21 protein-coding genes and 1 tRNA gene are annotated in these 22,526 nt (G+C 72.8%); 15 read left to right on the top strand and 7 right to left on the bottom strand.

Going from position 1 to position 22,526, the window contains the following annotated elements; translation table 11 throughout:
• Positions 1–100 precede the first annotated feature (100 nt).
• Both MM438_RS09810 and MM438_RS09805 read left to right on the top strand, forming a co-directional pair.
• Positions 101–1,387: a glutamate-5-semialdehyde dehydrogenase gene (locus MM438_RS09810; RefSeq protein ID WP_241452283.1), complete on the top strand. Its 1,287-nt coding sequence runs from the start codon at positions 101–103 to the stop codon at positions 1,385–1,387.
• 1 nt (position 1,388) lies between these two features.
• Positions 1,389–2,081 carry a class I SAM-dependent methyltransferase gene (locus tag MM438_RS09805; protein ID WP_241452282.1) on the top strand — a complete coding sequence of 231 codons (693 nt, stop codon included), beginning with the start codon at positions 1,389–1,391 and terminating at the stop codon, positions 2,079–2,081.
• 61 nt (positions 2,082–2,142) lie between these two features.
• Here the strand turns inward: MM438_RS09805 and MM438_RS09800 are convergent, their stop codons facing one another.
• Entirely contained in the window at positions 2,143–3,231 is a 1,089-nt protein-coding gene (locus MM438_RS09800) for a glycosyltransferase family 2 protein (protein ID WP_241452281.1), read from the bottom strand.
• Between the two features lie 67 nt (positions 3,232–3,298).
• On the opposite strand from MM438_RS09800, the gene MM438_RS09795 reads away from it, so the two are divergent.
• The 5 genes from MM438_RS09795 (at position 3,299) to MM438_RS09775 (ending at position 5,589) form a co-directional block, all read left to right on the top strand.
• Positions 3,299–3,541, top strand: a complete 243-nt coding sequence (locus tag MM438_RS09795; protein ID WP_241452280.1) for a hypothetical protein — start codon at positions 3,299–3,301, stop codon at positions 3,539–3,541.
• Positions 3,542–3,558: 17 nt separating this feature from the next.
• The gene (gene nadD, locus MM438_RS09790; RefSeq protein WP_241452279.1) at positions 3,559–4,248 is read left to right on the top strand and encodes a nicotinate-nucleotide adenylyltransferase; all 690 of its coding nucleotides are present in this window, start codon (positions 3,559–3,561) and stop codon (positions 4,246–4,248) included.
• On the top strand, positions 4,245–4,685 hold the full coding sequence (gene rsfS, locus MM438_RS09785; RefSeq protein ID WP_241452277.1) for a ribosome silencing factor: 441 nt from the start codon (positions 4,245–4,247) through the stop codon (positions 4,683–4,685). The genes nadD and rsfS overlap by 4 nt, the downstream gene beginning before the upstream one ends.
• 53 nt (positions 4,686–4,738) lie before the next feature.
• Entirely contained in the window at positions 4,739–5,389 is a 651-nt protein-coding gene (locus MM438_RS09780; protein ID WP_241452275.1) for a histidine phosphatase family protein, read from the top strand.
• Positions 5,390–5,513: 124 nt separating this feature from the next.
• Positions 5,514–5,589 (top strand) — tRNA-Ala (locus tag MM438_RS09775).
• A gap of 114 nt (positions 5,590–5,703) precedes the next feature.
• On the opposite strand, the gene MM438_RS09770 is transcribed toward MM438_RS09775, so the two are convergent.
• Positions 5,704–6,546 carry a Cof-type HAD-IIB family hydrolase gene (locus MM438_RS09770; protein WP_241452274.1) on the bottom strand — a complete coding sequence of 281 codons (843 nt, stop codon included), beginning with the start codon at positions 6,544–6,546 and terminating at the stop codon, positions 5,704–5,706.
• 243 nt (positions 6,547–6,789) lie between these two features.
• Here MM438_RS09770 and leuS point away from each other — a divergent pair, with 243 nt between their 5' ends.
• The 6 genes from leuS (at position 6,790) to MM438_RS09740 (ending at position 16,701) form a co-directional block, all read left to right on the top strand.
• On the top strand, positions 6,790–9,723 hold the full coding sequence (gene leuS / locus MM438_RS09765; RefSeq protein ID WP_241452273.1) for a leucine--tRNA ligase: 2,934 nt from the start codon (positions 6,790–6,792) through the stop codon (positions 9,721–9,723).
• 5 nt (positions 9,724–9,728) lie between these two features.
• Positions 9,729–10,592, top strand: coding sequence for a DegV family protein (locus tag MM438_RS09760; RefSeq protein WP_241452272.1), 864 nt, complete (start codon positions 9,729–9,731; stop codon positions 10,590–10,592).
• 247 nt (positions 10,593–10,839) lie between these two features.
• Positions 10,840–12,597 (top strand): oleate hydratase, encoded by a 1,758-nt coding sequence (locus MM438_RS09755; protein WP_241453422.1) that lies wholly within the window; start codon positions 10,840–10,842, stop codon positions 12,595–12,597.
• Between the two features lie 737 nt (positions 12,598–13,334).
• The gene (locus MM438_RS16755) at positions 13,335–14,144 is read left to right on the top strand and encodes a helix-hairpin-helix domain-containing protein (RefSeq protein WP_241452271.1); all 810 of its coding nucleotides are present in this window, start codon (positions 13,335–13,337) and stop codon (positions 14,142–14,144) included.
• Positions 14,141–15,073, top strand: coding sequence for a hypothetical protein (locus MM438_RS16750; RefSeq protein ID WP_241452270.1), 933 nt, complete (start codon positions 14,141–14,143; stop codon positions 15,071–15,073). Before MM438_RS16755 ends, MM438_RS16750 begins: the two co-directional genes overlap by 4 nt.
• Positions 15,025–16,701, top strand: a complete 1,677-nt coding sequence (locus tag MM438_RS09740; protein ID WP_241453420.1) for a DNA internalization-related competence protein ComEC/Rec2 — start codon at positions 15,025–15,027, stop codon at positions 16,699–16,701. The genes MM438_RS16750 and MM438_RS09740 overlap by 49 nt, the downstream gene beginning before the upstream one ends.
• A gap of 156 nt (positions 16,702–16,857) precedes the next feature.
• Here MM438_RS09740 and MM438_RS09735 read toward each other — a convergent pair whose 3' ends face one another.
• Positions 16,858–17,793 (bottom strand): LysR family transcriptional regulator, encoded by a 936-nt coding sequence (locus MM438_RS09735; protein WP_241452269.1) that lies wholly within the window; start codon positions 17,791–17,793, stop codon positions 16,858–16,860.
• A gap of 123 nt (positions 17,794–17,916) precedes the next feature.
• On the opposite strand from MM438_RS09735, the gene MM438_RS09730 reads away from it, so the two are divergent.
• Positions 17,917–18,798 carry an NAD-dependent protein deacetylase gene (locus tag MM438_RS09730; protein WP_241453418.1) on the top strand — a complete coding sequence of 294 codons (882 nt, stop codon included), beginning with the start codon at positions 17,917–17,919 and terminating at the stop codon, positions 18,796–18,798.
• Between the two features lie 44 nt (positions 18,799–18,842).
• Here the strand turns inward: MM438_RS09730 and lexA are convergent, their stop codons facing one another.
• Positions 18,843–19,541 (bottom strand): transcriptional repressor LexA, encoded by a 699-nt coding sequence (gene lexA / locus MM438_RS09725; RefSeq protein WP_241452268.1) that lies wholly within the window; start codon positions 19,539–19,541, stop codon positions 18,843–18,845.
• A 255-nt stretch (positions 19,542–19,796) separates the two neighbouring features.
• Here lexA and MM438_RS09720 point away from each other — a divergent pair, with 255 nt between their 5' ends.
• Positions 19,797–20,189 (top strand): LysM peptidoglycan-binding domain-containing protein, encoded by a 393-nt coding sequence (locus MM438_RS09720; protein WP_241452266.1) that lies wholly within the window; start codon positions 19,797–19,799, stop codon positions 20,187–20,189.
• A gap of 237 nt (positions 20,190–20,426) precedes the next feature.
• Here MM438_RS09720 and MM438_RS09715 read toward each other — a convergent pair whose 3' ends face one another.
• From MM438_RS09715 to MM438_RS09705, 3 genes are all read right to left on the bottom strand, one after another.
• Complete coding sequence (locus tag MM438_RS09715; RefSeq protein ID WP_241452265.1) at positions 20,427–20,651, bottom strand: hypothetical protein; 225 nt, start codon at positions 20,649–20,651, stop codon at positions 20,427–20,429.
• A 1,009-nt stretch (positions 20,652–21,660) separates the two neighbouring features.
• Positions 21,661–22,125 carry a DUF6318 family protein gene (locus tag MM438_RS09710; RefSeq protein WP_241452264.1) on the bottom strand — a complete coding sequence of 155 codons (465 nt, stop codon included), beginning with the start codon at positions 22,123–22,125 and terminating at the stop codon, positions 21,661–21,663.
• 91 nt (positions 22,126–22,216) lie between these two features.
• On the bottom strand, positions 22,217–22,360 hold the full coding sequence (locus tag MM438_RS09705; protein WP_241452263.1) for a hypothetical protein: 144 nt from the start codon (positions 22,358–22,360) through the stop codon (positions 22,217–22,219).
• Between the last annotated feature and the right edge of the window lie 166 nt (positions 22,361–22,526).

Below are 22,526 nucleotides of genomic sequence, written 5' to 3'. Positions count from 1 at the left end.
ACGACGCGACCCCCGCGGGACCGACAGCCGTGCCACCACGGCCTGCTCCGGCCGTGAGCAGCGTGGGCGATCGGGCGCGGCATACGGTTGGATGGCCCTCATGACGACGCCCCTCGACCCCGCGGCCCGCGAGCTCGTCTCCGGGCTGGCCGCCCGTGCCCGCACCGCCGCCCGCGAGCTCGCCCTGCTGCCACGGGGCCGCAAGGACGCCGCGCTGCGCGCCATGGCCGACGCGCTGGAGGCTGCCACCGACGAGATCGTCGCCGCCAACGCCCAGGACGTGCGGCGCGAGTCGGCCGCCGGGATGCGCGCCAACCTCGTGGACCGGCTCACGCTCACGCCGGAGCGGGTCGCGGCGTGCGCCCAGGGCCTGCGCGACGTGGCCGGCCTGCCCGACCCGGTCGGTGACGTGGTCCGCGGGTCCACGACGCCCACCGGGTTGCAGGTCCGCCAGGTGCGGGTGCCGATGGGGGTGGTGGGCATGATCTACGAGGCCCGCCCCAACGTCACCGTCGACGCGGCCGGCCTGGCCCTCAAGTCCGGCAACGCCGCGATCCTGCGCGGCGGAAGCGCCGCCGAGCACAGCAACCGGATCCTCGTCCAGGTCCTGCGAGCAGCCTTGCGGGACCAGGGGATCGCCGAGGACGCGGTGCAGCTGCTCGACGCGCCCGGTCACGACCCGGTGCGGGCGCTGATGACGGCCCGCGGCGAGCTGGACCTGCTCATCCCGCGCGGCGGGGCCGGGCTCATCCAGACCGTGGTCACCGAGTCCACCGTGCCGACGATCGAGACGGGCGTGGGCAACTGCCATGTGTACGTCGATGCCGGCGCCGACCTGGACATGGCCGAGCGGATCGTCGTCAACGCCAAGACGCACCGCACCAGCGTGTGCAACGCCGCCGAGTCGCTGCTGGTCCACGAGGCCGTGGCGCCCCAGGCCCTGCCGCGGCTGCTGACGGCGCTCGCCCGGGCAGGCGTCACCATCCACGCGCCCGCCGAGCTGCGGGAGGTGACCGAGGCCGCCGGCGCCCCCTGGGTGGAGGCGACCGACGAGGACTGGGCCACCGAGTACCTCTCCCTCGATCTCGCCGTCCGGGTCGTTCCCTCGCTGGACGCGGCGTTGGAGCACGTGCGGCGGTGGTCGAGCGGGCACACCGACGCCATCGTCACCGAGGACCGCGCCGCCGCGCGTCGTTGGGTGCAGGAGGTCGACTCGGCGGCGGTGATGGTCAACGCGTCCACGCGGTTCACCGACGGCGGCGAGCTCGGCTTCGGCGCCGAGATCGGCATCTCCACCCAGAAGCTCCACGCCCGCGGCCCGATGGCGCTCGAGGAGCTCACGAGCACCAAGTGGGTCGTCGAGGGCGACGGCCAGGTGCGCGGCTGACGTGGACCGCAGCGAGGTCAGCAAGCTCACCAGGCTGGAGGAGCGGCACTGGTGGTATGCCGAGCGACGGCACATCCTGGCCCGGTTGATCGAGGGCCTCGCGCCGGGCCGGGCCCTGGACATCGGGGCCGCCGGTGGTGGCAACACCCGCGTGCTGCGTGACCGCGGCTGGCAGGCGGTGGCCCTGGAGTACACCCGCGACGGCGCCGCGGAGGCGGCGACCCGGGGGCTGCCGGTGACCCGTGCCGACGCCACGTCGCTGCCCTTCGCGACCGGGTCGCTGGACCTGGTGATGGCCTTCGACCTGCTCGAGCACCTGGGCGACGACGCCGCCTGCGTGCGCGAGGTGCACCGGCTGCTGCGGCCGCGGGGGACCTTCCTCGTGGCGGTGCCCGTCGACATGGCGCTGTGGTCCGAGCACGACGTCGCCGTGGGCCACGTGCGGCGCTACACCCGCGGGCAGATCCGGAACCTGCTGCAGGCCGGGGGCTTCCAGGTCGAGCGCAGGTTCGCCTGGAACGTCCTGCTGCGCCCCGTGGTGGCGATCCGGCGCCGCTCCAGCCGGGGCAGCGACCTGGAGGAGCTGCACCCGCTGGTCAACCTCGCGCTGCGGGCGGTCGTCGCCGTCGAGCGGCACCTGCCGGTGCGGGACCTGCCGGGCGTGACCGAGTTCCTGGTCGCCCGGCGCCGCTGACGGGGGCGGGTCGCGTCGGTCGCCAGAGCTCGGCAGGCCGGCTCCTCGGGAGACCGAGCCCTCAGGAAGCGGCGTCGGTGGGCACCTGACCGGGGACGCGGGTGTCCTCGACGACCGCGTGCTCCACGCGGGTGGCGCCCCCGGCCGACGTCGAGGCGGGGGGCAGGCTCCCGGTCGCCGCCCGGGCCGACCGGGGCAGCGCGAACCGGTGGTCGTCCGGGTCGTGACCCGAGTCGTAGGCGATGAAGTAGGTCGGGCGGTCCTGCATCTGCTGGTACATCCGCCCGAGGTACTCCCCGAGGATGCCGAGGCAGAGCAGCTGGAGGCCGCCGACGAGGGCGATGAGGGCCAGCGTCGAGGCCCACCCCGCGATCGCGTGGCCGCTGAGTCGGCCGATCACGGCATACAGGATGAAGAACAGCGAGAGCACGAAGCCGCCGAAGCCGAACCACGTGGCCAGGCGCAGGGGCTTGAGGCTGAAGCCGATGATCGAGTCGATCGACAGCATCACCATCTTCATCAAGGGGTACTTCGACTCGCCGGCCGCTCGCTCCTCCCGGCGGTAGGACACCGTGGTGGACGGGAAGTTCAGCGCCGGCACCACGAAGCGCAGCACCCGTCCGTGCTCGGGCAGCGCCTTGATCGCCTCCACGGTGGCGCGCGACATCATCCGGAAGTCGCCGGCGTTGCCCGCGGTCTGCATGCCGGTGAGGCGGGAGTGCACGGAGTAGAAGGCCTTGGCCGTCTCCCGCTTGAAGACCGTGTCCGTGGAGCGGTCCGCGCGCACGCCGTAGACCACGTCCACGCCCTCGTCACGGGCCGCGTGCAACATGTCCGCGATGGTCTCCGGCGGGTCCTGCAGGTCGGCGTCGAGGGTCACCACGTAGTCCCCGGCCGCCGACTCCAGACCCGCCGAGATCGCCGCCTGGTGGCCGGAGTTCGCGCGCAGCCGCACGACCCGCAGCTGCGGCCACTCGCGGCGGTAGCGCTGCAGCAGCACCGCCGTCTGGTCGCGCGAGCCGTCGTCGACGGCCACCACCTCGTAGCTCGCGCCGAGGCCGTCGAGCACCGGACGGAGCCGCTGCACCAGCAGGGGGAGCACCTGCTCCTCGTTGTACATGGGGATGACGACGGACAGCTCGGGCACCATGGCCCCAGCCTAGGCCCGGGCGCGTCCGCCCCCGCACAGCCCCCGCCCGAGCGGGTAGCATGCCCGCATGATCTCTGCCGCGCTCCTCGCCGAGGGTGAGTCCCACCACTCCGAGCACGCCTTGACGCTGCCCTTCGCCGACTTCTGGTTCGGGGTCGTGGCGCTCGTCCTCTTCCTGGCCCTGCTGGGCATCACCTACGCCTTCCGCAACACCGCGGCCAAGCTCGCCCCCGGCATCCCCACCGACGCCACGCACGGCAGCCACACCGGTCCCGGCGCGCAGGGCACGAGCCCCGGGACCGCGCACTGAGCCTGCGGATCGGGGTGATGGGTGGGACCTTCGACCCCATCCACCACGGGCACCTCGTCGCGGCCAGCGAGGTCCAGTCCCTCTTCGACCTGGACGAGGTCGTCTTCGTGCCCACCGGGCGTCCCTGGCAGAAGGACGCCGAGGAGGTGTCACCCGCCGAGCACCGCTACCTCATGACGGTGATCGCGACCGCGTCCAACCCCCGCTTCTCGGTGTCCCGCGTCGACGTCGACCGCGAGGGCCCGACATACACCATCGACACCCTGCGGGACCTGCGCCGGCTCAACCCCGACGCCGAGCTGTTCTTCATCACCGGAGCGGACGCGCTGTCCAAGATCTTGTCCTGGAAGGACGTCGACGAGCTCTGGGGGCTCGCGCACTTCATCGGCGTCACCCGACCCGGCTATGTCCTCAGCGAGTCCGGGTTGCCTCCCGAGCGGGTCACCCTCACCGAGGTGCCGGCCATGGCCATCAGCTCCACCGACTGTCGCGACCGCGTGGCGGCGGGCAAGCCGGTGTGGTACCTCGTGCCCGACGGGGTCGTGCAGCACATCAACAAGTACACCCTGTATGCCGCCGCGGCTCCCGCCGTGTCCGGCGACCTCGGCCTCGCCGCCGTGGTGACCGAGCCCGAGGCCGTCGAGCCCGACGCACCCGCCTCGTCCGAGGCCCAGCCTCGCCCCACCCACCTGGAGGACCCTGCGTGACCGCCACCCCGCGCGCCATCGAGCTGGCCAAGGCCGCCGCTCTCGCCGCCGACGACAAGCGCGCCCGCGACGTCGTCGCGCTCGACGTCAGCGACCAGCTGGCCCTGACCGACGTCTTCCTGCTCGCGTCCGCGCCCAACGACCGCCAGGTCCGGGCCATCGTCGACGAGATCGAGGACAAGCTGCGCCCGCTCGGCGCCAAGCCCGTCCGCCGCGAGGGCGAGAAGGACGGCCGCTGGGTCCTCATCGACTTCGTCGACATCGTCGTGCACGTGCAGCACACGCAGGAGCGCGAGTTCTACGGCCTGGAGCGGCTCTGGAAGGACTGCCCCGAGATCGACCTGGCGCTGCCCGACCCCGCGGGTCGCGAGGACGAGGACGACGCCTACGCCGACAACCCCACCCGCGTCACCGGCTGGCCGGGCCTGCGAGACTGACCCGGCGGGCGCGTCGTCGGGAGCCCGTGGTGGTGCGACCGCAGGAGTGGGACATGGGCAAGAGGATCATCGTGCTGCGTCACGGCGAGACCGGGCACAACGCGGCCGGGATCTGGCAGGGGCAGCTGGACGTCGAGCTGTCCGAGGTCGGTATGGCGCAGGCCCGTGCGGCCGCACCCGTGCTCGCCGCCCGGCGACCAGACCTGATCGTCTCCTCCGACCTGGCCCGCGCCGCCGCCACCGCCGACCTGGTCGGTGAGCTGCTCGGCGTCCAGGTCGAGCGGGACGAGCGTTTCCGCGAGATCCACGTGGGGGAGTGGCAGGGCCGCTCGGGCGCGGAGATCCGGGCCGAGTATCCCGAGGACGCGGACAAGCTGCTGACGGGCGAGGACTTCCGCCGGGGTCGGTCCGGCGAGTCCGTGGCCGACGTGGCCGCGCGCGCCCTGCAGGGCGCCCACGAGGTCATCGGCCGGCTCGGGGACGAGGGTCTCGCGGTGATCGTGTCGCACGGCGTCGCGGCGCGTGCCCTGGCGGCCGAGCTGGTCGGCATGCCCCAGCAGCAGGCCTGGCTCACCCTCTCGGGGCTGCGCAACTGCCACTGGACCGAGCTGGGGCAGGCGCGGTCGGGCTCCTGGCGCGTCGACACCTGGAACGTCGGGGCACCGGACGCCGTGGAGGGTGCGCCGTGGCCGACCGAGCGGTGATCTCGACCGGGGCCGGGGCGGGCGCCGTGGCCGATTTGGTTGCCGCGGTGAACTCTGGCTAAAGTAATCCAGTCGAACGGCGCAGACACGGCCGGGGAGACACCACGCGGAACGTGTTCCGTGAGGGGCTGTAGCGCAGTTGGTAGCGCACCTCCATGGCATGGAGGGGGTCAGGGGTTCGAATCCCCTCAGCTCCACCAAAGAAGGGCCAGGCACCGAGTGCCTGGCCCTTCGTCGTCTGCCGGAACGCCCGTGGTCCGCCTCGAGATGCCACTCGTGGCCACGACACGCCGCGTGGTCCCCGCCACGTGCCCCTAGCGGCGGGCGAGGAGGTGGGTGAGCACCTGCACCACGCCGTCCTCGTCGTAGGCCGGGGCGAGGTAGCGGGCGGCCGCGAGCAGGTCGGGGTGGGCGTTGGCCATCGCGAAGGAGTAGTCGCCGGCGTCGAGCATCTGCAGGTCGTTGAGGTAGTCGCCGAAGACGGCGGTCTGCGCGGGCGACACGCCCAGCCGCTCCTGCAGCGCCCGCACCCCCTGGCCCTTGTCCACGCCGCGGGCCATGACGTCGATCCAGTGCTTGCCGGACACGACCACCTGGTGGGTCTGCGCGACCGCGCCGAAGACCGGCTCGACGTGGCGCTCGGCGTCCACCATGTCGTAGGCCGCGAGCTTGAGCACCCCATCGTCCACGGCCGTCAGGTCCTCGACGACCTCCAGCCGGGCGTAGTAGGTGCGCACCTCGGCGAGGAAGGCCTCGTCCGTCCGCTCGACGTAGGCGCTGCGGACCCCGCACAGCACGAGCCCCAGGTCGGCGCCCTCGGCGACGGCGTCGCGCACGGTGCCGATGACCTCCCGCGCGACGTCCGCCGAGACGGTCGTGGTGGACACCACCTCGTCCTCGTGCACGACCAGGGTGCCGTTCTCCGCGACGTACGACAGCCGCGCCGGCGCCCGCTCGAAGACCCGCTGCAGCGTGGCCAGCTGCCGTCCGCTCGCGGGGACGAAGGTCACGCCCCGACGACCCATCTCGTCGAGGAGGGGCCAGAAACCCTCGGGCACCTCGCCGGCCGCGGTCAGCAGGGTGCCGTCCATGTCGGCGACGACGAGCCGGACGTCGTGCGGGCCGTCACCGACGGTGGTCCAGGGCTGGGCAGGCATGGGGCGCCTCTCGGGTAGGGGGTGGGGACAGGTCGATGCTACGGGGGGTGACGGCGCGGCCTGGCACACGCGCGCGGCGAAGGACGCAGGCCGTGCTGCGGTAGCCTGGGTGCGTGGCTTCCCAGCAGCAGCGCCTTATCGGGCCGCGCTGAACCAGTCGGACATCGGCGCGGCTGCCCCTCCCTGCGAGGGGCCTTTGTGTGTCCGGGCACGCTGCGAGACCACACGAGGACGAGGAGAGACATGAGCGACGCGGCCGAGGCCACCCGAGACGAGCACCCCCACCGCTACACCGCCATGCTGGCCGGGCAGATCGAGAGTGCCTGGCAGGACCGCTGGCAGGCCGAGGGCACCTACCACGCGCCCAACCCGGCGGGCCCCTGGGCGGAGCCGGACAACCCGCTGACCGCGGCCCGCAAGCTCCTGGTCCTCGACATGTTCCCCTACCCGAGCGGGGCGGGCCTGCACGTCGGGCACCCGCTGGGCTACATCGCGACCGACGTCTACGCGCGCTACCACCGGATGACCGGCAAGAACGTCCTGCACTGCCTGGGCTACGACGCCTTCGGCCTGCCGGCGGAGCAGTACGCCGTCCAGACCGGCCAGCACCCGCGCACCACCACCGAGGCCAACATCGAGATCATGGCCCGCCAGCTGCGGCGCCTGGGGCTCGGGCACGACGACCGGCGCGCGATCCGCACCATCGACCCGGACTACTACCGCTGGACCCAGTGGATCTTCCTGCAGATCTTCGACAGCTGGTACGACGAGTCCGCCGTGCGCCCCGACGGTGGCCTGGGTCGGGCCCGCCCGATCGCCGACCTCCTGCCGCAGCTGCAGGACGGGTCCCGCGCGCTGCCCGAGGCCTTCGCCGGGCGCACCTGGGACCAGCTGACCGTGGCCGAGCAGGCCACCGTGGTCGACGGCTACCGCCTGGCCTACGCCGACGAGGCACCGGTCAACTGGGCTCCTGGTCTGGGCACGGTCCTGTCCAACGAGGAGGTCACCAACGACGGCCGCTCCGAGCGCGGCAACTTCCCGGTCTTCCGCAAGAACCTGCGCCAGTGGAAGATGCGGATCACGGCGTATGCCGACCGGCTGGCCGACGACCTGGACCGCGTGGACTGGCCGGAGAAGGTCAAGGCCATGCAGCGCAACTGGGTAGGCCGCTCGCACGGCGCGCGGGTGACCTTCACCGGGCCGGGCGGCGAGGCCATCGACGTGTTCACCACGCGCCCCGACACGCTCTTCGGCGCGACGTTCATGGTTCTGGCGCCCGAGCACCCGCTGGTCGAGGCGCTCACCACCGACGAGTGGCCGCAGGCCATCCCGCTGCAGTGGACCGGCGGGGCCGAGTCCCCGCGGGCCGCCGTGTCGGCATACCAGCAGGCCGCCTCCCGCAAGTCCGACGTCGAGCGGCAGAGGGACGACAAGTCCAAGACGGGGGTCTTCACCGGCTCCTACGCCACGAATCCCGTGAACGGGCGCCAGGTGCCGGTGTTCGTCGCGGACTACGTGCTGATGGGCTACGGGACCGGCGCCATCATGGCCGTGCCCGCGCACGACACCCGCGACTTCGAGTTCGCCACCGAGCTGCGGATCCCGATCGTCGACGTGGTCGCGCCCGAGGGCGACGACTCCTGGCCGGGCTCGGTGACCACGGGCGAGGCCTACACCGCGCCGGGCGTGGCGATCGCGTCGAGCAACGACGAGATCTCCCTGGACGGGCTGCGCCTGGACGAGGCCAAGGCCGCGATGATCGCCTACCTCGAGCGCACCGGCAAGGGGCAGGGGACGGTGTCGTACCGCCTGCGCGACTGGCTGTTCAGCCGGCAGCGCTACTGGGGCGAGCCCTTCCCGATCGTCTTCGACGAGGACGGCGTGGCCCACGCTCTGCCCGAGTCGATGCTGCCGCTCGAGCTGCCGGACGTGCCGGACTACTCGCCGAAGACCTTCGATCCCGAGGACGACTCGTCCGCGCCGGAGCCGCCGCTGTCACGCGCCACCGAGTGGGTCGACGTCGAGCTGGACCTGGGCGACGGGCGCGGCCTGCGGCGCTTCCGCCGCGAGACCAACACCATGCCCAACTGGGCGGGGTCGTGCTGGTACTTCCTGCGCTACCTGGACCCCGCCAACGACCAGGCCCTGGTGGACCCCTCGGTCGAGCGCTACTGGATGGGTCCGCAGTCCGCGCCCGTCGCGGGCGCGCCCGAGGGAGCCAAGGACCCCGGCGGCGTCGACCTCTACGTCGGCGGCGTCGAGCACGCCGTGCTGCACCTGCTCTATGCGCGCTTCTGGGTCAAGGTGCTGCACGACCTGGGCCACCTGAGCTCGGACGAGCCCTTCCGCAGGTACTTCTCGCAGGGCTACATCCAGGCCTATGCCTATCGGGACGACCGTGGTCAGCCCGTGCCCGCGGCCGAGGTGGCGGAGAGCGCCGACGGCGTCTTCACCTGGCAGGGCAAGGTCGTCCACCGCGAGTACGGCAAGATCGGCAAGTCGCTCAAGAACGTCATCTCCCCGGACGAGATGTGCGACGAGTACGGCGCGGACACCTTCCGCGTCTACGAGATGGCCATGGGCCCGCTGGAGCTCAGCAAGCCCTGGGAGACGCGCGCGGTCGTGGGCTCGCAGCGCTTCCTGCAGCGGCTGTGGCGCGTCGTCGTGGACGAGGAGACCGGCGCCTGCCGGGTGTCCGAGGACCCGATGCCCGCCGACGTCGAGCGGCTGCTGCACCGGACCGTCGACCAGGTGGGCCGCGACTACGACGCACTGCGGTTCAACACCGCGATCGCGCGGCTGATCGAGCTCAACAACGCGCTGACCAAGCTCGACGTCGTGCCCCGCGCGGCCGCCGAGCCGCTGGTCCTGATGATCGCGCCGGTCGCGCCGCACCTGGCCGAGGAGCTGTGGCACCGGCTCGGGCACGCGGACTCCGTGGTGCACCAGCCCTTCCCGCAGGCCGACCCGGCGCTGCTGGTCGACGACACGGTCACCTGCGTGGTGCAGGTCCTGGGCAAGGTGCGGGACCGCCTCGAGGTCGCCGCAGACATCTCCGAGGCCGACCTGGAGGCCGCGGCGCTCGCGCTGCCCCGCATCCAGGAGCTGCTGGCCGGCAAGACCGTCCGCAAGGTGATCGTCCGGGCGCCCAAGCTGGTCAACGTGGTGGCCGGCTGACGACGATGCCTCTCCTCGTGCCCCGCGTGGGCCTGGTCACCGACTCGACGGGTTGCCTGCCCGCCGCGTCGCTGACCGAGCGCGGCATCGACGTGGTGCCGCTGGTCCTCGTCGCCGACGGGGTCGAACGTCCCGAGGGCGAGATCGCGGGGGAGGAGCTCACCGAGGTCCTCACCCGCGCCAAGAAGCTCGGCACCTCCCGCCCGTCGCCCGCGGCCTTCCTCGAGGCCTACCGCCGGGCGGCGGCGCAGGGCTGCGAGGAGATCCTGTCGATCCACCTGTCCGCGGACCTGTCCGGGACGACGGAGGCCGCGGTGCTCGCGGCGACCCGCTCCCCGATCCCGGTGGAGGTGGTCGACAGCCGGTCCATCGGCATGGGCCTGGGGTATGCCGTGGAGACGGCCGCCGAGGTCGTCGGGGAGGGCGGCAGCGCCGCCGAGGCGGGGGCGGCCGCCCTCGCCCGGGCGCAGGACACGACGCTGACCTTCTGCGTGCAGTCGCTGGACTACCTGCGCAAGGGTGGGCGGGTCGGGGGCGCCGCGGCCCTGCTCGGCACCGCGCTCGCGATCAAGCCGTTGCTGGCCCTGGAGGACGGGCGGATCGAGGCGGTCGCCAAGGTGCGCACGGCCACCCGTGCGGTCACGCAGATGGTGGACCGGTCGGTGCGGGCCGTGGAGTCCGCAGCCGCCGGCGCCGACGTGACCGTGCACCAGCTCGACGCCGAGCTGCGCGCTGACCAGGTGGTGGAGGCGCTGCAGGCCCGCTGCCCCGAGGGCACCTCCGTCCAGGCGGTCGAGCTCGGCGCGGTGACGGCCTGCCACGTCGGTCCGGGGACCACGGCGGTGGTCGTGGCCCCCCGCCGGGCCTGAGACGCGGGGCGGTTCCCGCCGGGCGCGGGATCGAGAACGCCCGCCCTTCGACATACCTCTGGGTGAGGTGCGGCGGCGCACGAGAGGCCCGCAGGAGCCTCGCAGGGCCCACAGAACACTCCTTCGGCTCAACCTGAGCGTACGACGGGTGAAGAGGGGGCTCTGGGTGAAGGCCCGTGACTACCGACGAGTAACCTGGATGGCGAGCGGGGTCGAGACGCCGGTCCCCATCGACGAGAGGTGCGAGATGTACTACAGCAGCGGCAACTACGAGTCCTTCGCCCGCCCGAGGCCGGTGCCCGGCGCAGAGCGCAAGCACGTGTGGTTCGTGGGTGCTGGTCTGGCGTCGCTGTCGTCGGCCGTGTTCATGATCCGCGACGCCGGAGTGCCCGGCAGCAACATCACTATCCTGGAGAAGCTGACCCTCGCCGGCGGTGCCCTCGACGGCATCAAGGAGCCCGAGCGGGGCTTCGTCATCCGCGGTGGTCGTGAGATGGAGGACCACTTCGAGTGCCTGTGGGACTGCTTCCGGTCGATCCCCTCGCTGGAGATCGAGGGTGCGTCGGTGCTCGACGAGTTCTACTGGCTGAACAAGGACGACCCCAACTACTCCCTGCAGCGGATGACCGAGCGCCGTGGCGAGGACACCGGCACGGAGGGGAAGTTCACGCTGTCCAAGAAGGCCCAGAAGGAGCTGCTCAAGGTCTTCCTCGCTCCTCGGGAGCGGATGGAGGGCAAGCGGATCGACGAGGTCTTCTCGCAGGAGTTCTTCGACTCCAACTTCTGGCTCTACTGGCGCACCATGTTCGCCTTCGAGACCTGGCACTCGGCCCTGGAGATGAAGCTCTACCTGCACCGCTTCATCCACCACATCGGTGGCCTTCCGGACTTCTCGGCGCTGAAGTTCACCAAGTACAACCAGTACGAGTCGCTGGTGATGCCGATGACCCGGTGGCTGATGAACCAGGGCGTGCGGTTCGAGTTCCAGACCGACGTCACCGACATCGCCTTCGACATCACCGCGCAGCGCAAGCGCGCCACCCGGATCGACTGGGTGCGGCGCGGCGAGGCGGGCGGGGTCGACCTGGGCGAGGACGACCTGGTCGTCACCACGATCGGCTCGTTGGTCGACAACTCCGACAACGGTGACCACCACACCCCGGCCAAGCTCGACCGCGGACCCGCGTCCGCCTGGGACCTGTGGAAGAAGATCGCCCGCAAGGATCCGAGCTTCGGCCGGCCCGAGGTCTTCTGCTCCTCCATCGACGAGACCAAGTGGGAGTCGGCGACCGTCACCACCCTGGACGAGCGGATCCCCGAGCACATCCGGCGCATCTGCAAGCGCGACCCGCTGAGCGGTCGGGTCGTCACCGGCGGGATCGTCACCTGCAAGGACTCGGCCTGGCTGCTGTCGTGGACCGTCAACCGCCAGCCGCACTTCAAGGCGCAGAAGCCCGGACAGGTCGTGGCCTGGGTCTACGCGCTGTTCGTGGACGTGCCGGGCGACTACGTCAAGAAGCCGATGTCCGAGTGCACCGGCGAGGAGATCACCGCCGAGTGGCTGTACCACATGGGGGTGCCGGTCGAGCAGATCCCCGAGCTGGCGGCGACCGGTGCCAAGACGGTGCCGTGCATGATGCCCTACGTCACGAGCTTCTTCATGCCCCGCAAGGCCGGCGACCGACCCCAGGTCGTGCCCGAGGGGGCCGAGAACTTCGCCTTCATCGGGCAGTTCGCCGAGACCGGGCGCGACTGCATCTTCACCACGGAGTACTCCGTGCGGACCGGCATGGAGGCGGCCTACCGGCTGCTCGGCGTCGAGCGGGGCGTCCCCGAGGTCTTCAACAGCACCTATGACGTCCGCACCCTGCTCAAGGCGTCGTCGGCGCTGCGCGAGGGCGAGAAGGTCGACCTGCCCGGCCCGGCCCGGGTGCGCGGGGCGATCCGGCGCCGTCTGGACTCGACCGTGGTGGGCGGGCTGCTGCGGGACGCCGGACTGATCTGACGCTCTCCCGCCGGCGCTGGCCAGTGGCGAGCGCCGGCGGCCGGAGCCGGCGGCGCTCAGGGGCCAGGCTGGCCCCGTGGCACGTTCAAAGGGGCGTCATACCGTGTCGTTCGGGGCCAGCCTGGCCCGGTATGGCGCGTCCGGTCGGGCCCTCGCGGTCCGCACGCCGGGTCCCCGGCTCCGGCCCTCACCCTGCTCGGGTGGGGGCCGGACCTCGTCCGGGGGTGGGCTTGTCCACAGCGCGCCGCGATCGCGTCGGCGTCGTCCACAGGCCGGCGCTCGCCGGCGGGGCTGCTTCGCCGCGCTCCCTAGCGTGGCGGCATGGCCCGTCGACCCGCTCCCCCGAGGACCAGCCCGTATGGCGGCTGGCCCTGCCCGAGCCGGACCCCGGCGTGGACACGCGCCCCGACAACGAGATCCGGTGGGCCGAGGGGCCCGAGGCGCTGGAGGCCCGCGGGCTGCGTTCCCCGCAGCCGCCCCGTCCGACGGCCTCGGCGCCTGGGCCCACCCTGTCGCGCCCGTCCGTCCTGGGGCGCGGACCTGCCTTGGGCCGAGGAGCGTCCGTGGGGCGCAGGGCGGCGCCAGGGCCCGATCGTCGGTCGTCGACCGATGCCGAGGGTCACCCCGAGTCCGCGAGGTCCGGTGAGGCCGGCGCCCGGTCGACGTCGGAGGCACCCCCGCTCCTCAGCCTGCCGGAGCGCCTCGTCGATGCCCGCTGGCAACCCCGCTGGACCGCCGTGCTCGCCGTGCTCCTGCTGCTGCTCGTGGCGGGGGCGACCTTCGGGGTGCGGGTGGCGCTCGCCCGCGGGGAGGCCGAGCCGCGCCCCGTGGAGCGGGTGACCGGCGCCGATCGCGAGGACGCGAGCGGGGCGGTCGCGCAGCGCGACTCGGGCGGTGGGCTCACGCGGGGGAGCGCCCCGGGCTCCGGGGTGAGGGCGACCGGATCGGGTGCTGTGGTGCCGGGGCCGGGGCCGGGTTCGGGTGCTGTGGGCCCGGGACCGGTGGCCGTGCCGTCCGGGGCGGGAGCTGGTGGCGTCGACGCAGCGGCCGGTGGGCCGGCAGCCGCCGGTGTCGTCGTGGACGTCCAGGGCCAGGTACGCCGCCGCGGGGTGGCCCGGCTGGGGCCGGGCGCCCGGGTGATCGACGCGCTCACGGCGGCCGGCGGACCCCTTCCGGCGGCGGACCTGTCGACCCTGAACCAGGCGCGGGTGCTGACGGACGGAGAGCTGGTCTACGTCCCCCGGCCGGGCGAGACCGCACCCCCTGCGGCTGCGGGCGGGACCGCGGTCGCAGGGGGTGCGGCCCCGCCCGGCTCCACCAGGGCCGCCCTCGGTGGCGGGGGAGCCGCTGCCGGTGCGGTCGTCGACCTCAACCGTGCCACGGTCGAGCAGCTCGACGCGTTGCCCGGCGTGGGTCCGGCCATCGCCGGACGGATCCTCGAGTGGCGTTCGCAGCACGGCAGGTTCAGCACGGCCGACGAGCTCGGCGAGATCCAGGGCATCGGCCCCAAGCTGCTCGAGCGGTTGCGACCGCTGGTGCGGGTGTGAGCAGGCGCGGGCCCGAGGACGGCGCATCCGTCTCCGGCGCTCCCGACGACCTGCCCGGCTCCGGTCCCCGCCGCGACCTGTCCCTCGGCGCGGCCGAGCTCGACGAGGTCGTGCGCCGGGAGCGGGTGGCGCGGGCGAGGCGGGCGGTCGGCCTGGGCGGTGGCGGCGCCGGGGGCGCGCGTCGTCCCTCGCACTGGTTGCACGACGTGCGGCCGACCCAGCGTGCCGACATACGGCTGCTCCTGCCCGCCTGCGTCGCCTGGGCGGTGCTGGCGTGGGCGCTGCCCCAGCCGGGTTGGGCGCTGACCTTGCTCGTCGTGGGCTCCGTCGCGTGGTGCCTCGCGGCGGCGAGGTGGGGCCGACGGCCGCGGCGCCCGGTCTGGGTGCAGCGGTGGGCGCCGAGCGTGGCGCTGTGCGGGGTGATCACCGCGCTGGTGGTCACGGCGCTCGCGGGCCACCGAGCGGTGCGCACCGCCGGGACCGTCGACGAGCTGGCCGCCCGACGAGCCGTGGTCCGCCTCGTCGCCGAGGTGGCCTCGGACCCGCAGGTGCTCGACGGCGGCAACGAGCGCGCCCCGTCCGTCATGCTGCGGCTGCAGGTGCGGTCCGTCGAGGGGCGCGGCAGGGCCAGCCGGGTGACCACCCCGGTGCTGGCCTTCGCGCGGGACCCGGCCTGGCGGCAGATGCGCTGGGGGCAGACGGTCGTCCTGTCCGGGCGCCTTGCCGCCGCCGCACCCGAGGACGAGGTCGTCGCCCTGGTGCAGGTCCGGGGGCACCCCGACCGACCGGCGAGCCGGATCCGGTGGCCCAGGTCGCCGAGCACGTCCGCGGAGCCTTCCGCGCCGCGGTCCGGGGGCTTCCCGCCGACGGTGCGGGGCTCGTGCCGGCCCTGGTCATCGGCGACACCAGCCTCACCCCACCGGACCTGACCCGCGACATGACCGCGGTCCAGATGAGTCACCTGTCCGCCGTCTCGGGGTCCAACGTCAGCGTGGTGCTGGCCGTCGTGGTGGGTCTGTGCGGTCTCGTGGGGCTGCCTCGGCGGCTGCGACCCGTGATCGCGCTCGTCGGGCTCGCCGGCTTCGTGGTCCTGGCGCGTCCCGAGCCGAGCGTCCTGCGCGCGGCGGTGATGGGCGGGGTCGGGCTCGTGGGCATCTCCGCCGACCGGGAGAGGGCGGCGTTCCCGGCGCTGGGAGCGGCCGTCGCGGGTCTGCTGGTCTGGGATCCCTGGCTGGCGCGGTCCTACGGCTTCGTGCTGTCGACGCTCGCGACGCTCGGGCTGCTGCTCTTCGCGACGCCCTGGGGCGAGGCCCTGGGGCGACGGCTGCCCGGCCGGGTCCGAGGCTGGGGGCCGGCGCTCGCCATACCGGTCGCCGCGCAGGTGATGTGCGGGCCGGTGACGGTGCTGCTGCAGCCTGCCGTCTCGCTCGTGGGCGTCCCGGCGAACCTGCTGGCCGCGCCCTTCGTCGGGCCGACGACGGTGCTGGGGATCGCCACGGCGCTGGTCGCCGCGGTGTCGGTGCCGCTCGCGCACCTGCTGGCGTGGCCCGCAGTCGTGCCGGCGTGGCTGATCGCCCGGGTGGCGCGGGTCGCGGCTGACGTGCCCTACGGCTCCATCCCCTGGGCCGAGGGCGCCGTCGGGGCCGGCCTGCTGACCGCCCTCACCGTGCTCCTCGTCCTCACCGGCCGACGCCTGGCCTGGTGGGCCCGGCTGCGACCGGTCCTCGCCGCTGCCGTCGTGGTGGCGCTCCTGGCCTGGTGCCTGCCGACGACCGGGGCCGCCTGGCCGGTGCCCGGTTGGTCGGCCGTCGTCTGCGACGTGGGCCAGGGCGACGGGATCGTGCTGTCCTCCGGACCCGGCCGGGGCGTGCTCGTCGACGTCGGACCACCTGGTCCGGCAGCCCGGGACTGCCTGTCCCGACTCGGGATCCACGAGCTGGACGCCGTCGTGGTCACCCACTTCCACAACGACCACAGCGGGGGTCTGGACGAGGTTCTCGACGCCTGTCCGACCGCCCGGTTGATGGTCACCGCCACCCGCGACCCCGAGGGCGAGGCCCGCCGGGTCGAGCGCTCGGCGGCCGCGCACCACCTGACCGCCCAGGTGGCCCGCGCCGGCGACCGCCTCGACGTGGGCGACGTCCACGCCCAGGTCCTCGGCCCGCGCCGGGAGATCCACGACGGGTCCGTGCCCAACAACGCCAGCCTGGTGCTGCTCGTCGAGGTGCGGGGGACCCGGCTGCTGCTCACCGGCGACATCGAGCCGGAAGCCGCCGCCGACGTGCGCCGCACGATGGGTGCACGCTGGCCCGACGTCGACGTGCTCAAGGTCGCCCACCACGGCTCGGCCAAGCAGGACCGGGCCCTGCTCCGGTCCGTGCACGCGCCCCTGGCTCTCATCAGCGTGGGGCAGGACAACGACTACGGCCAGCCGGCGCCGTCGGCGCTCACCGCGCTGCGGGAGGTGGGGAGCACGGTGGCTCGCACCGACCAGTCCGGCGACCTGGCCGTGCTCGGCCACGGCGCGGACCTGCGTCTGGCCCGGCGAGGGCGCTGACGGAGGTGGGACCCTCGGGCGAGGGAGGTCGGTGGAGCCGCGACGGCGAGGCCGACGCGAGCTCGACGGTCGGCTCGTCGTGGCGGCGCAGGTCGGTGTCGACGCGGATGGGTGTCGACACCGATCCGCGCGTCGGTCGTGACGCGCCGGTCCGCGTCAGCGGGAGGCCGGGCCCGGGCCGTGGGCGAACTCCTCGGCGCTGCTGCGCAGGGCGGCGATGGTGGCCGCGACCGCCGGAACCTTGTGCAGGTCGGGGGTCGTGACCGCCTGGATGTGGCGCCGGGAGGGGGGATCCAGGGGCCGGATCGCCACGCCCGGGTTGCTCGCCCGGCGCAGCATGAGGTCCGGGATCAGGGCGACGCCGAGCCCGGCGCCCACGAGCCCGAGCTGCGCCACGTAGTCCTCGGTCTCGAAGGACAGGCGCGGCATGAAGCCCGCGTCGGCCGCCATACCCAGCATGTGCACCCGGCAGCGGGGACAGCCTGCGATCCAGTCGTCCTCGGCCAGGTCGGCCAGGCGGACGACCTCCTCCTCGGCGAGCGGGTGGTCGACCGGGAGGGCGAGCCGCACCTCGTCGACCAGCAGGGGAGTGGTGCCCAGCTGCTCCAGGTCGGCGTCCTCGGTGGGAGTCCGGGTGCCCTCGTAGGTGAAACCGACCACCAGGTCGCAGTCGCCCCGGCGCAGCGCCGCGATCGCCTCCGGCGGTTCGTCCTCGCCGAAGGTCACCGTCAGACCGGGGTGCTGCCGGTGCACCTGGGCCAGCGCACCCGGCACGATCGTGGCGGTCGCGGACGGGAAGGACCGGATCCGGACCCGGCCCGCCCGCAGGCCCGCGATGGCGGCGACCTCCTCCTCGGCGGCGTCCAGAGCGGCCAGCACACCGTGGGCGTGGCGCGCCAGCACCTCGCCGGCCTCGGTCAGCCGCACCTGGCGGCCGATCCGCTCCACGAGGGCGGTGCCGGTGCGCTGCTCCAGCCGCCGCACCATCTGGGAGATCGCCGGTTGGGTGAAGCCCAGCGAGGACGCGGCCCCGGTGAAGCTGCCCTCGTCGGCGATGGCCTTCATGACTCGCAGACCTGCGGCGTCGATCATGGCGCTGATGCTATAACGGCTAGTTATCCAAGCGTTCCTTTGGCCTACCTGCGCCTATGGATGAAACGTTGTCGGGTCGGCGGCTCGGTGGCCTGGCGACCGCATACTGGAGCCGTGGAGCCGATGATCCTCGACCAGATCGCCCGCGCCGTGCACGGCGGCGGGGTCGTCGCCCTCACCGGGGCGGGGATGAGCACCGAGTCCGGCATCCCCGACTACCGCGGCCCGGACGGTCGGCGTCGCGTCCAGCCCATGACCTATGCCGAGTTCACGGCCACCCCCGACGCCCGCCGGCGGTACTGGGCACGCGCCTACGTCGGGTGGGAGCGCTTCGCCGCCGCTCGGCCCAATGCCGGCCACCGCGCCGTCGCCGCCCTCCAGGGGCACGGCATGATCACCGGGCTCGTGACCCAGAACGTCGACGGCCTGCACCAGGAGGCCGGGTCGACCGACGTGCTCGAGCTGCATGGCACCCTCGCCGTCGTGCGCTGCCTGACCTGCGAGGACCGCACCTCGCGGGAGGTGGTCCAGCGCCGGCTGGCCGAGGCCAACCCCGGCTTCGGCGCGACGACGGACGAGGTCCGCCCGGACGGCGACGTGGCGCTGCCGGACGAGGTGGTCGCGGGCTTCCACCTCGCGCGTTGCCTGGTCTGCGGGGCCGACACCCTCAAGCCTGACGTCGTCTACTTCGGCGAGTCGGTGCCCCGCGAGCGGGTCGACGAGGCCTACCGCCGGGTGGAGTCCGCGTCGGCGCTGCTGGTGCTGGGGTCCAGCCTGAAGGTGATGAGCGGCTACCGCTTCGTGCGCCGGGCCCACGCCCTCGACATACCCGTCGCGATCATCACCCGGGGACGCACCCGGGGCGACGACGAGGCCACCTGGCAGCTCGACGCCCCCCTCGGAGCGTCGCTGACGGCTCTCGCGCACCGCCTCGGGATCGAGGAGGACCTGGGGCCGGTCGTGGACGGGGAGTACGCCACCGGCCTGCCTCTCGGACTGACCTGAGCACCTGACGAGGCGGCCCCGCCGTCCATGACCGGCCCGCAGGCTCAGATGGAGCGCAGGACCGCGGTGACCTTGCCCAGCACGGTGGCGTGGTCTCCGTCGATGGGCTCGAAAGCAGGGTTGTGGGGGAGCAGCCACACGTGGCTGTCCTGGCGCTTGAAGGTCTTGACGGTGGCCTCGCCGTCCAGCATGGCCGCGACGATGTCGCCGTTGTCGGCGTCCGGCTGCTGGCGCACGACCACCCAGTCGCCGTCGCAGATCGCCGCCTCGATCATCGAGTCGCCGACCACCTTGAGCAGGAACAGCTGGCCCTCGCCGACGACCTGGCGGGGGAGGGGGAACACGTCCTCGACGGCCTCCTCGGCGGTGATGGGTATGCCGGCGGCGATCCGACCCAGGACGGGCACGTAGGACGCCGCAGGACGTCCCTCGCTGCCCTCACCCGCGTCGACGGAGCCGAGCGCCTCGGCGTGGAAGGTCTCCGGGGTCCACTCGGGGGCGACGACCTCGATGGCGCGGGGTCGGTTGGGGTCCCGGCGCAGGTAGCCCTTGCGCTCCAGCGTCAGCAGCTGGTGGGACACGCTGCTGACGCTGGCCAGTCCCACGGCGTCCCCGATCTCGCGGATGCTCGGCGGGTAGCCCCTGGTCTCCACGGTGCTGCGGATGTGCTCCAGGATCTTGCGCTGACGCATCGTCAGGGCCGGGCGGTCGTCCCGCTCGGGCAGGCTCGTGACCTTGGCCATGGTGGTCTTCCTCTGCTCTGTCGCGGGCGGTGACCTGCGTGGATGGCGGGCGATCGCGGCCCGGCCCAGGGGGTGTGTCGGTGCTCCCTGGTTGAGTCTCTCCCGTGGTCACGAGGCTACCGGGGTCGATCGGGTGTTTCAAACACGGATTCGACGCGAGTCCTTCCCTCTGCCACGACCATGCTGTAACTTCGTACATACGTTCTATCGAACACACGAGCGAGTCGCTTGGCTGGCTCGGAGAAGGAGGAGACGATGAGTGCAGCACCCGTGCGGGGTGGGGCGGTCACCACGACCGACGCGCCGACGCGTCCGCACCTGCGTCTCGTGCCCACGGGGGCAGCAGTCCCCGCCCCGCGGCGGCCGCTCCGGCTGACGCGTCGAGGCCGGCGGGTGCGGCTCGTCCTGATGGTCCTGCTGCTCGCGGCCGCGGCCCTCTCCACCTGGAGCGCCGTGGCTCACGCAGCACCGGCGGCCACCCATCGCCACACCGTGCAGGTCGCAGCCGGCGACTCCCTGTCGTCCGTGGCCGCCCGCGAGCTGCCCGGCATGCGCAACGACCTGGCCGTCCTGGAGATCGTGCGGGTCAACGGCCTGCCCACGGATCAGGTCATGGCCGGCCAGGAGCTCGTCATCCCCGGCCGCTGAGCCGGGCTCCCCGGCCGACAGGCCCCCTCGGCCGTTGCGGCCGCTCCACCATCCCGCGGTGCGGGCCCTCGAGGCGTGAGGGCGTGCCGGTCACGTGCTGCTGCAAGACCTGGAGGCGCGCACCTCGCCTGTCGCAGCAGGCGGCGGGAGCAGTGACTGCATCGTGGCGGCCCGGGTCAGGGGGCCTGGGCAGCCACGAGGCACACCGTGACGAGCCGCCTCTGCCAGGCGCCGGGCTCAACCGCCCTGGATCAGCTCGTTGCGGCTGGTCCGGACGTCGAGCGGCGTTCCCGGCCCAGGGATCGGGACGGTCGTGGCGACAGGCGTCCACGGCCCGCCGTCGACGGAGAACTCCCCGGTGTAGGTCGCCGTGATCCGGATCTGGTAGGTCCCGGCATGGCGGTAGGCGAAGGTGACGTCCCCCGTCGGGTAGGGACCACCCCTGCGTGTCGTCGGGCCCACGACCCGTCACCGAAGTCGTAGAGGTAGCTCGCCCCGACAGGTCGGATGGCGACGGCGTGCCCGAGCAGCTGGGTGGTCCTGGTCTCACCCGGCTCGTAGCCCTCGTCCTCCCACCCCAGGGAGACGTAGGTCGGCAGGGTGACCAGCGTGCGGCCGCCAACCGGTTGGACCTGGGCCGTGGGCTTGGCGAAGGGCGTGTTGACGAACGCGGCCAGGATCATCGGCAATGTCAGCTGGGGCTGCGGCGGAGGCGGCGCGCCGGGTGCCGGCGGTGCGGATGGTGCTGCCTCGGCGGGGGCCAGGGGAGCCGGATTGGCAAGCGGGGGCGGCACGAAGAGCGTGCGCACGAGGACGTCCGCATTCGCCTCAGAGGAACCCGCGATCCGGGAGGGGCCGTAGTAGCCGTGGCCGATGGCCTGACGGAAGATCGGACCAGCGGTGGAAGTGTCGTGTGGGGCTGCCTCTCGGGGTGCGGGGGCAGCGCTGATTGGTCGAGGCAGCGTTATCGCTGCGGGCGCCGGAAGGGGCAAACGGGCACGTTGGGAGGGCTGACCCAGCGCGCGCGGTGGTCGATTGAATCGGGCTCGAACGCGAATTCCACCGCTAGCAATCTGACCGCGAATGTCAATGGGTGCGGGGGCCTCCGAAACCAGGGTGAGGATCATCGGACCAAGTCAATTTCGCGCAACATCCAACGGTCTACCTTCCACTGGAGTACGAAGGCTCGCTCGTCTACCTGCACTCCTCGGGTTGGGGATACCTCCTGACCTTCCCGAACGTATCTTGCGGGCGTATCCACGATGTGGGCGGTGACCAACTCCGAATTATCGCCAGTATCGACTGCGTAGCTAACATTGAGGTTTTCTCACCAGGCGATCGAGACACCGCGCGGGCAGCGCCGTGACCTGGTGCAATAGCTCTCGGAACGGTTCGGGAGAGGTGCCGCGGACCAGGGTGATTCACAGCGGGGTTTCCATGTCGCATCCCAGCAGGTCAGGATCCTGCCCCGCTACCGGAGCCCCTCTCCTGGTGAGAAAACCTCATTCTTAAGGGTGAGCATCGGCTTGGCGTAGTGGGAGTCCGCGGCAGCCATGTCCGCGGCGCCCTTTTCGAGGTTGGTGCAGCTCTTGCAGGTGGGGAGGCTCAGGGAGGCGATCAGCCCGGTGCGTGGGGTGGTCCAGGCGACGTTGACCTGGTCGATGAAGTACCGCACGAAGGCCTCGGCGCCCTCGGGGGTGTGGGCCCTGGCGGCGGCGGGGATGCCGGCGGTGGCGTCCCCGCGGATGGGTGGCGCAGCGGAGGCGGGGGCCGTGCTCGTGGGCTGTGCGGGGGTCGACGGCGGCGCGGGGACCGTGGTGCCGCTGCTCAACGGCGGCGGCAGCTCCCGGGTGGCCGTGGGGGCGGCGACCGGCGTGGCCGAGCAGCCGGCGACGGCGAGGGTCAGGAGTGGTGCGGCCAGTCGGTGTCCACGCATGCTTCGACGCTAGCCACCGCGCGCGGTCGCGCGCGGAGCGTCATACGAGTGGCTGTGGACAAGGAGGCCGGCGGCCCGAGGGCGGGTCCGGTCAGCGGCGCGAGCGCGAGTAGGAGTAGACGCCGTAGACGACGAACGCGACCGCCGGGACCATCAGGACGGTGACCTTGGTCCACAAGGCCACCATGACCAGGAGAAGGCCGAGCAGGATGAGGGCGAGATCGCGGCGGTTCATGAGGGCCAGGGTACGGATGGCGGGGGATCCCCGGACCGGCGGCCCCGGGTCAACCGACAAGTAACTCTAAGTATCTGAAAAGACACGCATGGTTCAACACGCCGTGTGACCTGCGGTGACGCGTCACCGGGGTGAACGTTGTGGATCATTGGGGCGTCGCGGCCGT

This window comes from Arsenicicoccus dermatophilus (assembly GCF_022568795.1).
GTDB lineage: Bacteria > Actinomycetota > Actinomycetes > Actinomycetales > Dermatophilaceae > Arsenicicoccus > Arsenicicoccus dermatophilus.
The sequence above is the reverse complement of the archived record's forward strand: the minus strand, read 5'-3'. Positions and strand labels throughout refer to the sequence as shown.